The 15,386-nt window shown below is 52.2% G+C and carries 12 protein-coding genes; 7 read left to right on the top strand and 5 right to left on the bottom strand.

The features are described from left to right. Window positions 1–13 precede the first annotated feature (13 nt). Together BS639_RS10965 and BS639_RS10960 are read left to right on the top strand one after the other, a co-directional pair. On the top strand, window positions 14–715 hold the full coding sequence (locus BS639_RS10965) for a helix-turn-helix transcriptional regulator (protein ID WP_084983101.1): 702 nt from the start codon (window positions 14–16) through the stop codon (window positions 713–715). A 14-nt stretch (window positions 716–729) separates the two neighbouring features. Continuing rightward, the gene (locus tag BS639_RS10960; protein WP_084983100.1) at window positions 730–2,022 is read left to right on the top strand and encodes a purine-cytosine permease family protein; all 1,293 of its coding nucleotides are present in this window, start codon (window positions 730–732) and stop codon (window positions 2,020–2,022) included. A 44-nt stretch (window positions 2,023–2,066) separates the two neighbouring features. Here the strand turns inward: BS639_RS10960 and degS are convergent, their stop codons facing one another. The 3 genes from degS to zapG form a co-directional block, all read right to left on the bottom strand. Then, window positions 2,067–3,134, bottom strand: a complete 1,068-nt coding sequence (gene degS, locus BS639_RS10955) for an outer membrane-stress sensor serine endopeptidase DegS (protein WP_055774447.1) — start codon at window positions 3,132–3,134, stop codon at window positions 2,067–2,069. Between the two features lie 84 nt (window positions 3,135–3,218). Further along, on the bottom strand, window positions 3,219–4,586 hold the full coding sequence (degQ, locus tag BS639_RS10950) for a serine endoprotease DegQ (RefSeq protein ID WP_084983099.1): 1,368 nt from the start codon (window positions 4,584–4,586) through the stop codon (window positions 3,219–3,221). Window positions 4,587–4,663: 77 nt separating this feature from the next. Next, window positions 4,664–5,068 carry a Z-ring associated protein ZapG gene (gene zapG / locus BS639_RS10945; protein ID WP_084983098.1) on the bottom strand — a complete coding sequence of 135 codons (405 nt, stop codon included), beginning with the start codon at window positions 5,066–5,068 and terminating at the stop codon, window positions 4,664–4,666. A 291-nt stretch (window positions 5,069–5,359) separates the two neighbouring features. Here zapG and zapE point away from each other — a divergent pair, with 291 nt between their 5' ends. From zapE to sspB, 5 genes are all read left to right on the top strand, one after another. Next, window positions 5,360–6,490, top strand: a complete 1,131-nt coding sequence (zapE, locus tag BS639_RS10940) for a cell division protein ZapE (RefSeq protein ID WP_084983097.1) — start codon at window positions 5,360–5,362, stop codon at window positions 6,488–6,490. 318 nt (window positions 6,491–6,808) lie between these two features. Next, the gene (gene rplM / locus BS639_RS10930; protein WP_009634857.1) at window positions 6,809–7,237 is read left to right on the top strand and encodes a 50S ribosomal protein L13; all 429 of its coding nucleotides are present in this window, start codon (window positions 6,809–6,811) and stop codon (window positions 7,235–7,237) included. Window positions 7,238–7,252: 15 nt separating this feature from the next. Then, a complete protein-coding gene (gene rpsI / locus BS639_RS10925) occupies window positions 7,253–7,645 on the top strand; it encodes a 30S ribosomal protein S9 (protein ID WP_055774459.1) in 393 nt (130 codons plus the stop codon). Between the two features lie 418 nt (window positions 7,646–8,063). Then, window positions 8,064–8,708 carry a stringent starvation protein SspA gene (gene sspA / locus BS639_RS10920; protein WP_055774462.1) on the top strand — a complete coding sequence of 215 codons (645 nt, stop codon included), beginning with the start codon at window positions 8,064–8,066 and terminating at the stop codon, window positions 8,706–8,708. A gap of 3 nt (window positions 8,709–8,711) precedes the next feature. Further along, window positions 8,712–9,197 carry a ClpXP protease specificity-enhancing factor gene (gene sspB / locus BS639_RS10915; RefSeq protein ID WP_084983096.1) on the top strand — a complete coding sequence of 162 codons (486 nt, stop codon included), beginning with the start codon at window positions 8,712–8,714 and terminating at the stop codon, window positions 9,195–9,197. Window positions 9,198–9,284: 87 nt separating this feature from the next. Here the strand turns inward: sspB and BS639_RS10910 are convergent, their stop codons facing one another. Continuing rightward, complete coding sequence (locus BS639_RS10910) at window positions 9,285–10,703, bottom strand: glutamate synthase small subunit (protein WP_055774468.1); 1,419 nt, start codon at window positions 10,701–10,703, stop codon at window positions 9,285–9,287. Window positions 10,704–10,712: 9 nt separating this feature from the next. Further along, on the bottom strand, window positions 10,713–15,185 hold the full coding sequence (gltB, locus tag BS639_RS10905) for a glutamate synthase large subunit (protein ID WP_055774471.1): 4,473 nt from the start codon (window positions 15,183–15,185) through the stop codon (window positions 10,713–10,715). Between the last annotated feature and the right edge of the window lie 201 nt (window positions 15,186–15,386).

Genomic DNA, 15,386 nt, shown 5'->3' with positions numbered 1-15,386 from the left:
ATATTTGGAGTGTATGTATTTGAGTGGCATTTTAAGCATCGTTGATAGTCAAGATGTGATTGAAAATACAATCACAATGATAAAATTTCTTGATGAGCCTTGGGGCATAAAAGATATTTTATCATTGCATGTTTATATGAATGGAGCAGCTCGTCACTATACAAATACTCCTTTGGATTTTACTATTGAAGGAAAAATGGACTGTGAGTTTCCAGCGCTATGGAGTGAGTTATGCGAAGAGTTACAGGAACATGACAGACTCACTGCCAGTGCGTTTCGTCGTGTGTCTGTCATCGAAACACATTATTGGAACGGTAGTTCGTCATTATCACCTTATATTAGTGATAAAATACCCCTTTTTAATAAACGTGGCCAATGTATAGGGACGTTATGGAATGCAAAAAAAGTTAAACCTCATTCATCTTTAATTTATATTAACCAAGCTAAACCCTCGGTATTAACAAGTGAGCCTCCCATTGCGCTATTCGGAGATAAGGAACTCCAGGTGATTTTCTTGTTGATGCAAAACCTTACCTGTAAGGATATGGCCAAGATACTTAATGTATCGCCTAGAACAATTGAAAGCAGATTGAATATTATTTATCAAAAAGTAGATGTGCATTCTATGCATCAACTAAAGGATTTTTGTAAAAGCATTGGACTTGATAGTTATATTCCAGAGTCTTTATTAACTAAAGGCGTTCAGTATTTATAAATCTCGGCATTGAAATGAGCATAATAGAAAATTATCCAATAAGCCGTGTACCCGATATGGCAAGGCTCTCTTTTCTAAGCGTTACACTGGTTCATGCCGGTATGTTGACCGCATTGGACCAATTCATGCTGGGCGCAGTGTTGGGGCACTCTATGACTCTGAACAATGCCTTTATCGCTATTTTCGCGGGTAGCGTCATTTTTGGAATTGTGACGTTTGCGTTGGGTTATGCAGGCATGAAAGAAGGGCTCTCTAGTAGTCTCTTGTCTAGATGGTGCGGCTTTGGGCGCGTGGGTTCGTTGTTTGTCAGTTTGGTCATCGCCGTCAGTCTATTGGGGTGGTTTGGCGTACAAAATGCCGTTTTCGCGAAAGGGCTGAACTATGCGCTGAATGACAGGTTTGGTTTTGCGTGGTCTGCCACCCTCTCGGGCCTGTTCCTCACCGTGTTGGTCGCCTTTGGATTTAAAGCCCTGAGGTTCACCGCACGCATAGCCGTTCCGCTATTTATTGCCGTTATTGTTATCGTTTCAATCCTTATACTCACCGGACACAATAGTGGAGAACTCGTCAATGCTTTGCCGTCAGGCCCTCCAATGTCTCTCGCTGCGGGCATTACGATGGTAGTGGGAGGTTGTATTGTTGCCAGTCTGATCACACCCGATATGAGCCGTTATTCTAAAAACGGAAGACACGTTTTTTGGATGACAATTATTTCGATTATTATCGGCGAGTTTGTGATCAACGGTTTGGCGATCTTATTGGCAAGAGCAGTTAACAGTGCAGACGTGGTGAGCATCATGGCCGAGACGGCGGGGGATATAGGCCTTCTAGTGGTAGTTTTCTCCACCCTTCGTGTCAACGATATCAATCTTTATTCATCATCTCTTGGTATCGCCAACTCATTCTCGGCAATAACGGGTAAAAAAGTAAATTTTTCGGCTATCACTTTAACCCTAGGTTGTTTGGGAACTGCGCTCTCCTTCGCAGGAATTTTAGACCGCTTCGTTGATTTTCTGACTCTACTGGGTGTGGTTTTTCCACCGTTGCTAGGCGTGATGTTAGTGGATTATTTTGTTCTAAAGACCAGCAGGAAGCAGCTTTACATTAGCCGCCTGATGGGCGAACTCCCACAATGCACCAACACGCTGCGCATTGGATGGACCGCTATCTTCAGCTGCATTGTGGGCAGTATTGTGGGTTTTACAATCGATTGGGGCGTGCCTGCACTCAATTCAATCTTGGCCGCGAGTTTCTTTTACGGGGTCATCGTCTCTTTGTTCAAAAATAAAAAAAGCCGGAAGGCGTAACCTTTCCGGCTTTTTAATGACTTCAGGTCGGTATATCCGCCGCCTTAGTGCTCTGGATACTCTTGAACGGTGACTTCAAGGCTGATTTTCTTGCCGTTGCGGTTTATCTCCACCGGGATCACTGAGCCGGGTCGAACTTCGGCGACCTGGTCCATGGTTTCGATTGCCGAAATGGCCGGTTTATTATTCACGCTAATGATCACATCTTTCACCTGTATGCCCGCGTTGGCGGCCGGACCGTTAGGGGTGACTTCATTCACCACAATACCCTGCAGATGATCGACATTGGCGGTTGGGCCATGCAGCGGAGAGACTTCACGTCCGGCGATGCCAATGTAACCACGAATGACACGTCCGTCGCGAATAAGCTTGCCCATCACTTTGGTTGCCAGTGCTGTTGGAATGGCGAAGCCAATGCCTTCTGGCGTGGCACCGTCGTTGCTTTGGTCAAAGGACAGGGTATTGATACCCACCAGTTCTCCCAGTGAGTTCACCAGCGCGCCGCCCGAGTTGCCCTGATTGATGGAAGCATCGGTTTGCAAGAAGTTCTGGCGTCCTGAAGGGCTCAACCCTATTCGGCCTGTGGCGCTAATAATGCCCTGCGTGACGGTTTGCCCGATATTAAACGGATTGCCAATTGCCATCACCACGTCGCCCACGCGCGGAACGCGTTTGGCATTAAGCGGTATGACCGGCAGATTGGTGGCGTCAATTTTGAGTACTGCGAGGTCCGTCAGACTATCAGAGCCGACGAGCAACGCATCGAAAACGCGTCCGTCCTGCAGGGCAACAATAATTTGATCGGCGTTATTAATGACGTGCTTATTGGTAAGAATATAGCCTTTGTCATTCATGATAACGCCAGACCCCAGAGTGCGGATCTGTAATTCGTTTTGCGAAGAGTCGCCCATATTGCGGTTGTAGACGTTCACAACGGCAGGCGCAGCGAGGCGCACTCCTTCGTTATAGCTGGCGGGTTGCTCGCTATGAGAGGTGAAGTCCTGTTCGAATATAGGTTCGACTATCGTTTTGCGCAGCTTCGGTACTGTCGCAAGTAAAATAGCGGCGACGATAAGACCGATGAGGGCAGATCTCAATAACTTAACAAACATGGAGTTTATGGGATGCGAATGAAAATGTGTAAGCAGAATAGCATGAGTTGTTTGGGCGTAGTCTATAGCTACGCCCAAATTGTGTTATGGCATCAACAAATAGAGACTCTGCCCCTTACGGACCACGCTAATGGCAATCAGATCGGGTTTGGACTCAAGCACTTTGCGTAATGCTGCCAGATTATCGATAGGCTCACGGTTTATGCCTACGATAACGTCGCCCTGCTGGAAGCCAACCTGATCGGCGGGTGATCCTTTCTGCACTTCATCGACCTGCACGCCTTTACCGGTTTTAGCATCAACGTCGCTAAGAATGGCCCCGGTGAGTGCCGGATTTATTTTCTCGAGCGCCACGGCAACGTCGGGGCTTTTATCCAGCGTGACGTTCACGTCAATCGCTTTGCCACCGCGAAGCACGCCGAGTTTCATGGTGACACCCGGACCGGCAGTACCCACTTTGGCACGCAGTTCGGCGAAGCTGCTTAAGGGTTGCCCGTCGAGGGTAATAATCACGTCGCCCGATTTGATACCGGCCTTGGCGGCGGCAGAGTCTGGCAGCACTTCATTAACGAATGCGCCGCGCTGGCTGTCGAGCTTAAAGGCGGTCGCCAGGTCAGCAGTCATTTCACTGCCGCGGATCCCGAGCAGTCCGCGTTTAACCTGACCAAATTCAATCAGCTGCTTACTGAGGTTTTTGGCCATGTTGATAGGAATGGCAAAGCCGATCCCCATGCTGCCGCCCTGCGAGGAGAGAATCGCGGTATTGATGCCGATCAGCTCACCGTTGAGATTAAGCAGTGCACCGCCGGAGTTTCCGCGATTAATAGAGGCATCGGTCTGAATAAAGTTTTCTAGGCCTTCAAGGTTTAAACCACTGCGGCCCAGCGCTGAAATAATACCGGAGGTCACCGTTTGACCCAGACCAAATGGGTTGCCCACGGCGACAGCAAAATCGCCTACGCGCAGTTTGTCGGAGTCGGCCATCGGGATTTGCGTCAGGTTTTTGGCATCTTTAAGCTGGATAATAGCAATGTCTGACTGGTCGTCTTTACCAATCAGCTTGGCATCGTATTCGCGGCCATCATTAATTTGTACGGTAATTTTATCGGCATTGCTGACTACATGGTTGTTGGTCAGTACATAGCCTTTGGCTGCATCGATAATTACCCCAGAACCGAGGCCTTCAAATTTCTGACCGTCCTGTTTCTGAGTTGGGGCATCAGGGCCGAAAAAGAATTTAAACTGCGGTGGAACCTGGTCAGTTGGGGGCTGAGTGCCTGAAACCTGAACGCTGACCACGCCCGGCAACACTTTTTGCAGCATCGGCGCCAGGCTTGGTAACTGCTGACCTTCAACGGCAACCGGCAGGGCGGCATTGGCGACCTGAAAAGACGAGAAGCTTAATCCAAGGCTAATAGCCAGTGCACTGAGTAAAAATGATTTTTTCTTCATTTGGACCACTCCCCGAGAATGACTGCAGATGACGTGCCAAAAAGGAGCCAGTGACGGATGCCACTGGCTTGACGCTGTTATTTGCGGTGTGGACGGTCTCCACCACGTAACAGGCCTGAAGCGCCGTCGGAATAATCGCGAGGCATTTCAACTGGAGCCTGATCATTGTCGGCTTCAGAGCCGGTCAGACGGTAGTTGAACGGGTTGTCCTGTATTGGCAAGTCCGGCAACAGGTTGTTAGAGCCTTTCGCCATGTGCTGATAAAGCTGGCGGTAGTCTGTTGCCATATTATCGAGCAGTTCGGCGCTGCGGGCAAAGTGACCGACCAGCTCCTGGCGATACTCTTCCAGCTCGGCTTTACTCTTGTCTATCTCGTTTTGCATCACTTGCTGATCGCGTAATTTACGATTGCCAAAGCGCATCGCTACCGCACCGATGGCGATACCGACCACTAATCCAATGAGCGCATACTCCCAGGTCATAATAACTCCTATTATTGACAACATTGTCCTGTAGGGCTTTTTGGCGTAACTTTCTCACCAATCTTTTTAAACAAAACTTTTACATGGCAAGCTTTACGTCAAACAGAACACCACTATAACCGTTAACCAAGAGTTAGTGGAATCCTGTGGCAACTTTCGCAACCTCGGTTGGGGTCAAATCCTGCTGCAAGTGCGTTAAAAGCCGCGAAATAGTGGAAAAATCTGCGTTAAAGGCCATGAAAAGAGCGCCATCAATCACTGAAAATATTTTTGCAGGGACCGTTCATTATCATGCAACCAAAAACACCGCTTACCTCTTATCAGACTGCACTTGATGCCGGAGAGTTCCAACCGGATGCCGTTCAAAAACAGGCTGTGACACGTCTTGATGCTATTTATCAGGAATTGGTAGCGAAAAAACCAGCGGAATTACCTGAAAACGGCGGCTGGTTAGGCCGTCTGTTCAAAAAGGGGCCAAGCAAGAGTGCGATTCGTCCGGTGCAGGGCCTTTATATGTGGGGCGGCGTGGGGCGCGGTAAAACCTGGCTGATGGACATGTTTTTCCACAGTTTGCCGGGTGAGCGCAAGATGCGCCTGCACTTCCACCGCTTTATGCTGCGCGTTCATGAAGACCTCACGGCGCTGCAGGGACAGTCGGATCCGCTTGAGGTGATCGCCGATCGTTTTAAGCAAGAGACGGACGTGCTGTGCTTTGACGAATTTTTTGTCTCGGATATTACCGATGCGATGCTCCTCGCGACCCTGCTGCAGGCGCTGTTTGCCCGTGGCATCACGCTGGTGGCTACCTCGAACATTCCGCCTGACAATCTTTATCGTAACGGCTTGCAGCGCGCGCGTTTCCTGCCGGCGATTGCGCTTATTAATCAATTTTGTGACGTGATGAATGTGGACGCGGGCATCGACTATCGCCTACGCACGCTGACGCAGGCCAATCTTTGGCTTACCCCGGAGGCAGGGCAGACACTCTCGGACCTCGACGCGCCGATGCAACAGATGTTCGGCAAGCTGGCGGGCAAAGCGGGTGAACAAGGGGTGCTGCAGGTCAATCATCGTCCGCTGAAGGCGCTCGCGTCGGCAGACGGCGTATTGGCCGTTGAGTTCCACACCTTGTGTGAAGAGGCGCGCAGCCAGCTTGACTATATTGCACTGTCGAAGCTCTATCACAGCGTGCTGCTGCACAACGTACCGGTGATGAACGCCGATCAGGAAAATGCTGCACGACGTTTCCTGGCGCTGGTGGACGAGTTCTATGAGCGTCACGTTAAGCTGGTCGTCTCGGCTGAAGTGCCGATGTACGAGATTTATCGCGGTGAACGCCTGAAGTTCGAATACCAGCGCTGCCTGTCCCGTTTACAGGAAATGCAGAGTGAAGAATACTTGGCTCGCGAACATCTTCCTTGAGGGTGTCTAACAAGTGAGCAATCATTACATATCTTCGCAACCCTTGCGAATCCAAAAAACTTAAGCTTTTTCCAAAAAAGGGTTCGATTTTTGTTGGGGAGTTCTCTATAATCTTGCGACCCCACGTTACAACAAAGTTTTTTTCCCGAAACTTTATAGTGCCGGCAATGGCTATTCGAAGGGGTAGGTTTGCTGGACTGATGGTCGTGTGAACCTCCAATACTTATTTTGTAAACTGTGTTTGAAAAAATGTAGTTTATAAAACATATAGGCGTTTGGGTGTTCGCCAACGTGTAACTTAAATTGGGTAAGCTTTTAATGAAAACTTTTACAGCTAAACCGGAAACAGTACAGCGTGACTGGTTCGTAGTTGACGCAAGCGGCAAGACCTTAGGTCGCCTGGCCACTGAACTGGCTCGCCGTCTGCGTGGCAAGCATAAAGCGGAATACACTCCGCACGTTGATACTGGTGATTACATCATCGTTCTGAACGCAGAAAAAGTTGCTGTAACCGGCAACAAGCGTAACGACAAGATTTATTACCATCACACCGGCCACATCGGTGGTATCAAACAAGCGACCTTTGAAGAGATGATTGCTCGCCGTCCTGAGCGTGTGATTGAGCTCGCGGTTAAAGGCATGCTGCCGAAGGGTCCGTTGGGTCGTGCAATGTACCGTAAACTTAAAGTTTACGCGGGCAATGAGCACACTCATGCGGCACAGCAACCGCAAGTTCTTGACATTTAATCGGGATTATAGGCAATGGCTGAAAATCAATACTACGGCACTGGTCGCCGCAAAAGCTCCGCAGCTCGCGTTTTCATCAAACCGGGTAGCGGTAACATCGTAATTAACCAGCGCAGCCTGGAACAGTACTTTGGTCGTGAAACTGCCCGCATGGTAGTTCGTCAACCTCTGGAACTGGTCGGCATGGTTGAGAAATTTGACCTGTACATCACTGTTAAAGGTGGTGGTATCTCTGGTCAAGCTGGTGCTATCCGTCACGGTATCACCCGTGCACTGATGGTATATGACGAAAATCTGCGTGGCGAACTGCGTAAAGCAGGCTTCGTTACTCGCGATGCTCGTCAGGTTGAACGTAAGAAAGTCGGTCTGCGTAAAGCACGTCGTCGTCCTCAGTTCTCCAAGCGTTAATTTGCCCCCTGCTTCGGCAGTGGATTGCAACTTCGGTTTCAATCAGGCACAACGCGACAAAAACCCGGTCTTGTACCGGGTTTTTTTTCGTCCATATTAAGTGAAAAACGCCGAAATTTTGTCCAAAGAGCCTTGTTTTTCGCGGCTAATTGCTCCCTGAAACACATTTCCCCACGAAATCCTTGCCGACATCCCCACAGAACGACCAAAATCTGGTAAACTATCACACACTTTTGCGCCTGTTCGCCGAGCTGTGAACCTTGCTGAATTTGCTGGCTGTGTTCCCCCGCTTTGGCTTATCTACGAAACTGTGGGTTACAGGTGAGATGTGCCCGAACTTCGATGGGCACGATTATTCAGGATAGCAGCCTGATAGTGGCTATTCGCAGTATAATTCTAGATAAACTTGGAGGTTTTCATGGCTGTCGCTGCCAACAAACGTTCGGTAATGACGCTGTTTTCTGGCCCGACCGACATTTTTAGCCATCAAGTACGTATCGTACTGGCGGAAAAAGGTGTGAGTGTCGAGATAGAGCAGGTAGAAATGGGTAACCTGCCACAGGATCTTATTGACCTCAACCCGTACCGCACTGTGCCTACGTTGGTCGATCGTGAGCTGACCCTTTTTGAATCCCGCATCATCATGGAATACCTCGATGAGCGCTTCCCGCATCCACCGCTGATGCCGGTTTATCCGGTTGCCCGCGGTGAGAGCCGTCTGATGATGCATCGCATCGAAAACGACTGGTACTCGCTGCTGCGCCAAATTGAGCAGGGTTCTGCCGCTGAAGCAGACGCTGCACGCAAACAGCTGCGTGAAGAGCTGTTGGCTATCGCGCCAATCTTCTCTTACATGCCTTACTTCAAGAGCGAAGAGTTCAGCCTGGTGGATTGCTATTTGGCTCCGTTACTGTGGCGCTTAACCGAACTGGGTATTGAGCTGTCTGGTGCCGGTTCTAAAGAACTGAAAGGCTATATGACGCGCGTATTTGAGCGTGATGCATTCCTGGCGTCTCTGACTGAGCCAGAGCGCGAAATGCGTTTGAACGGTGCTCGGGGTTAAGTTATGGAGATGACAGACATGTCTCCTCGCCGTCCGTTCCTGCTGCGCGCCTTTTATGACTGGTTGCTTGATAACCAGCTGACGCCGCACCTGGTGGTTGATGTTACCCAACCGGGTGTGAGCGTGCCGATGGAATTCGCTCGCGATGGCCAAATCGTTCTGAACATTGCACCGCGTGCAGTGGGCGGTCTTGAACTGGGCAATGCTGATGTGCGTTTCAACGCGCGTTTTGGCGGCGTACCGCGCGAAGTCTTCGTGCCGATCGCCGCTGTGCTGGCTATCTACGCACGTGAAAACGGCGCAGGTACTATGTTCGAGCCAGAACCTGCTTTAGACGGTGAAGGCGCTTTCGAGACGCTCGAAGACCAAACTACCGAACCGACGATGTCAGTAATTGACGGCGATCTGCCTGATAACGCTGAAGACGGTGACGATGAGCCACCTACGCCGCCTCGCGGCGGACGTCCTGCCCTGCGGGTTGTGAAATAAACTTCACCTAAAGCAAGATGACTCACCGCACCCTAAAAAAAAGAGACCGCATTGCGGTCTCTTTTCACATCTGGCCTCGGCTAAATCTTAGACTTCCAGGAAGCACATAATGCCATCAGCGGCTTTACGGCCTTCTGCAATCGCGGTAACAACCAGGTCAGACCCACGAACTGCATCGCCACCGGCGAAGATTTTCGGGTTGCTGGTCTGGAACGCGTTGTCACTGCCTTCTGGCGCCACAATGCGGCCCTGACTGTCTAGCTCAACGTCGTGAGCGGCCAACCATTCCATCTTGTGCGGACGGAAACCAAACGCCATCACCACGGCGTCAGCGTCCATCACGTGTTCGGAACCGGCAACGATTTCGGCGCGACGACGGCCGTGTGCATCAGGTGCACCCAACTCGGTACGTGCCATTCTGACGCCGGATACGCGGCCAGAATCGTTAAGCTCAATGCTCAGCGGCTGCAGGTTGAATTTAAACTCAACGCCTTCCTCGCGGGCATTCTTCACTTCACGGCGTGAGCCAGGCATATTTTCTTCGTCACGACGATAGGCACAGGTTACTTCCGTCGCACCTTGGCGAATTGAAGTGCGCACACAGTCCATCGCCGTATCACCGCCGCCCAGAACCACGACGCGCTTGTGCTCCATGCTGACGTAAGGCTCGTGCGGCTGTGCTTCAAATTTCATCAGCTGCTTGGTGTTGGCAATCAGGAACGGCAGAGCGTCGTAAACACCCGGCGCATCTTCATTTTCTAGCCCACCACGCATCGACTGATAAGTGCCCACGCCGAGGAATACCGCGTCGTATTCGGCCAGCAGCGCGTCCATGGTCACGTCTTTACCGACTTCGATATTGAGTTTGAACTCGATACCCATTTCGGTGAAGATTTCGCGACGCTTAGTCATCACTGATTTTTCCAGCTTGAACGAAGGAATGCCGAAGGTCAGCAGACCGCCGATTTCCGGATGACGGTCAAAGACTACCGCCTTCACGCCGTTGCGGGTCAGTACGTCGGCACAGGCAAGGCCTGCCGGACCTGCGCCGATAATGGCCACACGCTTGCCGGTAGGGTGCACGTGCGACATATTCGGACGCCAACCCATCTCAATCGCTTTATCATTGATATAGCGCTCAATGTTGCCGATGGTCACGGCACCAAACTCGTCGTTCAAAGTACATGAACCTTCGCACAGGCGATCCTGCGGACAAACGCGCCCACAGACTTCTGGCAGACTGTTGGTCTGGTGCGCAAGGTCTGCGGCTTCCATAATGCGCCCCTCATTGGCCAGTTTCAGCCAGTTAGGGATGTAGTTATGCACCGGGCATTTCCACTCGCAGTAAGGGTTACCACAGGACAGACAGCGGTCTGCCTGCGATGCCGCCTGAGTGGCCGAGAACGGCTCGTAAATTTCCACAAACTCAATTTTACGGATCTTAAGCGGCTTCTTTGGCGGATCAACACGCTGTAAGTCGACAAATTGATAAACGTTTTGACTCATCTTAACCTCTTACTGCGCTTGTACCCGCAGCTCGGCTGCGGAACGACTACGGTGACCCAACAATGCTTTAACATCACTGGACTTTGGTTTTACCAGGGCAAATTTAGGCGCCCATTCAGGCCAGTTCGCCAAAATCTCTTCACCACGGGTCGACGCGGTCAACTGTACGTGCTCGGTGATTAAACCGCGCAGATGCTCTTCATGGATTGCCAAATCTTCAACCTCGAGCACTTCGACCAGCTCAGGGTTGACGCGCTTGCGGAACTCGCCGTCTTCGTCGAGAACGTAAGCAAAACCACCGGTCATACCTGCCCCGAAGTTAACGCCTGTACGGCCCAGCACGCAGACGATGCCGCCGGTCATGTATTCACAGCCGTTATCGCCAATGCCTTCAACCACGGTGATTGCGCCGGAGTTACGAACTGCAAAACGCTCACCCGCGCGGCCTGCTGCAAACATCTTGCCGCCGGTTGCGCCGTACAAGCAGGTGTTGCCGACAATGCTGGCTTCGTGGCTGCGGAAGGCCGAACCAATCGGAGGACGGATAGCGATGCGTCCGCCGGCCATGCCTTTGCCCACGTAGTCGTTGGCGTCGCCGGTCAGCATTAAATCAACGCCGCCCGCATTCCACACGCCAAAGCTCTGACCTGCGGTGCCGTTAAAGTTGATGCGAACCGGATCGGCCGACATCCCTTGGTCACCGTGTTTCTCGGCAATGGCACCTGACAGCAGCGCACCCACTGAGCGGTCAGTGTTGCGAATGTCGAAATAGAACGCCTTACTTTGTCTGGCTTCAATGTGTGGCGCAGCCTGCTCGAGAATGTCTTTGTTCAACTGACCTTTATCGAACGACGGATTGCTCTCCGTGCAGTAAACGGCTTTGCCCGGATGTGGCGTTGCCGTGACCAGCAGAGGAGACAGGTCCAGTTTGTTCTGTTTTGCCGTGAAACCGTCAAGCTCAACCAGCAGATCGGTACGACCAATCAGGTCAACTAACTGGCTGACACCCAGCTCTGCCATGATTTCGCGGGTTTCCTGAGTGATAAACTTGAAGTAGTTCGTCACGCGCTCAGGCAGGCCGTGGTAGTGGTTGCGACGCAGTTTTTCGTCCTGAGTGGCTACACCGGTTGCGCAGTTGTTCAGATGACAAATACGCAGATATTTACAACCCAGCGCGACCATCGGGCCGGTACCAAAGCCGAAGCTTTCTGCACCCAAAATTGCGGCTTTAACAATGTCTACACCGGTTTTTAGGCCGCCATCAACCTGCAGGCGAATCTTGTGGCGCAGGCCGTTAGCCACCAACGCCTGCTGTGTTTCAACCAGACCCAGTTCCCACGGGCTACCCGCATATTTCACTGAAGACAGCGGGCTTGCGCCGGTGCCGCCGTCATAGCCGGAAATGGTAATAAGATCGGCATAGGCTTTTGCCACGCCGGTGGCGATAGTGCCAACGCCCGGTTCGGAAACCAGCTTGACGGAAATCATCGCCTTAGGGTTCACCTGTTTCAAGTCGAAGATTAGCTGTGCCAAGTCTTCGATTGAGTAGATGTCATGGTGTGGCGGAGGCGAAATCAGCGTCACGCCCGGCACTGAATAGCGCAGCTTGGCGATGTATGGAGTGACTTTATCACCCGGCAACTGGCCGCCTTCGCCCGGTTTAGCACCCTGGGCCACTTTTATCTGAATCACGTCGGCGTTAACCAGGTAAGCCGGGGTGACACCAAAGCGACCCGAAGCAACCTGCTTGATCCGCGACACTTTATTGGTGCCGTAGCGCGCAGGATCTTCACCGCCTTCACCGGAGTTGGAACGCCCGCCGATGCTGTTCATCGCTTCAGCCAAGGATTCGTGTGCTTCCGGACTCAGTGCGCCAATAGACATCGCCGCCGAGTCGAAACGGGTATACAGGCCTTCGGCCGGCTCAACCTGATCAACGGGGATCGGCTCACCTTTAGGGGTGATTTTCAGCATATCGCGCAGCATGGACGCCGGACGCTCGTTTACCAGCTTGGCGTACTTTTTATAATCGTCGTAATCACCGCTGTTAACCGCCGTCTGCAGCGTTTGGACCACATCAGGGTTGTAAGCGTGATATTCACCGTCGTGCATGTATTTCAGCAGACCGCCGTTGTCCAGCGTCTTGCGTTTCAGCCAAGCGCGTTTAGACAGGTTTTGTAGATCCATCTGGAAGTCGCTGTAGCTGGCGCCGCCGATGCGGCTGACCACGCCAGGGAAGCAGACGTTGCTCAGATCTTTATGCAAACCTACGGCTTCAAACAGACGCGCACAGCGGTAAGAGGCAATAGTCGAGATGCCCATTTTGGACATGATCTTGTACAGGCCTTTGTTGATGCCGTTGCGGTAGTTCAGCATCACTTCGCGGTAATTTTTATCGATGACGTTGGCGTCAACCATTTTGGCCAGCGTTTCATAGGCCAGATAAGGGTAAACGGCGGTCGCACCGAAGCCGAGTAGCACGGCAAAGTGGTGCGGGTCACGGGCGCTGGCTGTTTCAACAATAATGTTGGCGTCACAGCGCAGACTCTTCTCGACCAGGCGGTATTGCAGCGCACCCACGGCCATAGGCGCAGGCAGCGGCAGGCGATTTGGCGCAATATTACGGTCTGACAGCACCAGCAACACGGCACCTTCACGCACTTTACGCTCGCCTTCGTCACACAGCTTCTGAACAAACTGCTCCATATCCATTTCGGTTGGATCATAGGTCAGGTCCAGTGTCTCGGCGCGGTAGTACTTGCTGTCGAGCGTGGTCAACTGAGTAAAGTCGGAGTAAAGCAGGGTCGGCGATTTAAAGCTCAGACGGTGTGCCTGACCTTCGGCCTCGCAGAACACGTTCATTTCACGGCCAATGCTGGTCGCCAGTGACATGACGTGTGCTTCACGCAGCGGATCGATTGGCGGGTTGGTGACCTGCGCAAACTGCTGGCGGAAGTAGTCATAAATCACGCGTGGACGGCTGGACAGTACGGCGAACGGCGTATCATCGCCCATCGAACCGACGGCTTCCTGACCGTTCTCACCCAGCACGCGCAGGATTGAATCCAGCTCTTCGCTGCTGTAGCCGAATTGTTTCTGGTAAGTTTCCAGCAATGAATCATCCAGCTCGCGCTTGCCGACCTGATCGTCAGGCAGGTCTTCGAACGGCACCAGCCGCTGAACGTTTTTCTCCATCCACTCTTTGTAAGGATGACGACCTTTCAGATCGTTATCCGTTTCGGAGGAGTGGTGGATCTTGCCGCTGCGGGTGTCGATAACCATCAGTTCGCCCGGGCCAACGCGGCCTTTTTCAACCACTTCATCCGGCTGGTAATCCCAAATACCGACTTCAGAGGCGCAGGTGATCAGTTTATCTTTGGTTATCACATAGCGCGCAGGGCGCAGGCCGTTACGGTCAAGGTTACAGGCGGCGTAGCGACCGTCGGACATCACGATGCCCGCAGGGCCGTCCCACGGCTCCATGTGCATGGAGTTGAAGTCGAAGAACGCGCGCAGGTCCTGGTCCATGTCCGGGTTCTGCTGCCAGGCCGGTGGCACCAGCAAACGCATGGCGCGCAGCAGGTCCATACCGCCGGCAAGGAACAGCTCCAGCATGTTGTCCAACGAGCTGGAGTCCGAGCCGGTTTCATTAACAAACGGCGACGCGTCCTGCAGATCTGGGATAAGTGGGGTTTTAAATTTGTAGGCTCGCGCGCGGGCCCACTGGCGGTTGCCGGTGATGGTGTTGATTTCACCGTTGTGCGCCAGATAGCGGAACGGCTGCGCCAGTGGCCAGCGTGGAACGGTGTTGGTAGAGAAGCGCTGGTGGAACAGGCAAATGGCCGATTCCAGACGCAGGTCTGCCAGGTCAAGATAAAAGCGCGGCAAGTCTATCGGCATGCACAGGCCTTTATAGATATTGACCGCGTTGGAGAAGCTACAGACGTAAAACTCTTTGTCCGGGTTTTCACACTCGCCAATGCGTTTTTCAATGCGGCGGCGCGCCATATACAGGCGGCGCTCCATATCACGCGGACGCCAACCGGCAGGCGCGTTGATAAAAATTTGTTCGATACGCGGCATGGAGGAGAGCGCAATCGAGCCGAGAACGTCCGGGTTCGTCGGGACATCACGCCAGCCGACAACCGACAGCGTTTCGTTCAGGATTTCTTCTTCGATAATGCGGCGGCTTTCTGCCGCGCGTTCGTCATCGTTGTTGAGGAAGATCATGCCCACGGCGTAGTTTTTCGCCAAGCGCCAGCCGCGCTCTTCGGCGATCATCCGGAAGAAACGATCCGGTTTTTGCAATGACAGGCCGCAACCGTCGCCAGTCTTTCCGTCAGAAAGAATTGCGCCACGGTGTTGCATACGTGCCAGTCCGTGAATGGCCGTGCGGACGACCTTATGGCTAGGTTCACCTTCAATATGGGCGATCAGGCCAAAACCACAGTTATCCTTCTCATGGGATGCATCATACAACATAACGTGAACCTCCCCAGGCTCTGCGAGACTCTCACACCTACTGCGAGGGAGCTTTCTCACGGGGGATTCAGCGTTTTAACGCACTCTTATGGTGCGGTTTATGGCTGACATCCTCCGTCAGTGGCCCCTCGTGACGGTTCTCACAAGTGGTATATGACTTGTTTTAATGAGGGAGTCTTCAATTACTGCATAAATATGACG

This window comes from Rouxiella silvae (assembly GCF_002093625.1).
Lineage (GTDB): Bacteria > Pseudomonadota > Gammaproteobacteria > Enterobacterales > Enterobacteriaceae > Rouxiella > Rouxiella silvae.
Note: the sequence above shows the minus strand (reverse complement) of the source record. Positions and strands in the feature narration are given on the sequence as shown.

Coding starts and splice junctions, on each gene's coding strand:
- BS639_RS10965 (WP_084983101.1), top strand. CDS start 14: ATGTATTTGAGTGGCATTTTAAGCATCGTTGATAGTCAAGATGTGATT.
- degS (WP_055774447.1), bottom strand. CDS start 3,134: ATGTTTGTTAAGTTATTGAGATCTGCCCTCATCGGTCTTATCGTCGCC.
- BS639_RS10910 (WP_055774468.1), bottom strand. CDS start 10,703: ATGAGTCAAAACGTTTATCAATTTGTCGACTTACAGCGTGTTGATCCG.
- gltB (WP_055774471.1), bottom strand. CDS start 15,185: ATGTTGTATGATGCATCCCATGAGAAGGATAACTGTGGTTTTGGCCTG.
- sspB (WP_084983096.1), top strand. CDS start 8,712: ATGGAGATGACAGACATGTCTCCTCGCCGTCCGTTCCTGCTGCGCGCC.
- degQ (WP_084983099.1), bottom strand. CDS start 4,586: ATGAAGAAAAAATCATTTTTACTCAGTGCACTGGCTATTAGCCTTGGA.
- sspA (WP_055774462.1), top strand. CDS start 8,064: ATGGCTGTCGCTGCCAACAAACGTTCGGTAATGACGCTGTTTTCTGGC.
- rplM (WP_009634857.1), top strand. CDS start 6,809: ATGAAAACTTTTACAGCTAAACCGGAAACAGTACAGCGTGACTGGTTC.
- zapG (WP_084983098.1), bottom strand. CDS start 5,068: ATGACCTGGGAGTATGCGCTCATTGGATTAGTGGTCGGTATCGCCATC.
- zapE (WP_084983097.1), top strand. CDS start 5,360: ATGCAACCAAAAACACCGCTTACCTCTTATCAGACTGCACTTGATGCC.
- BS639_RS10960 (WP_084983100.1), top strand. CDS start 730: ATGAGCATAATAGAAAATTATCCAATAAGCCGTGTACCCGATATGGCA.
- rpsI (WP_055774459.1), top strand. CDS start 7,253: ATGGCTGAAAATCAATACTACGGCACTGGTCGCCGCAAAAGCTCCGCA.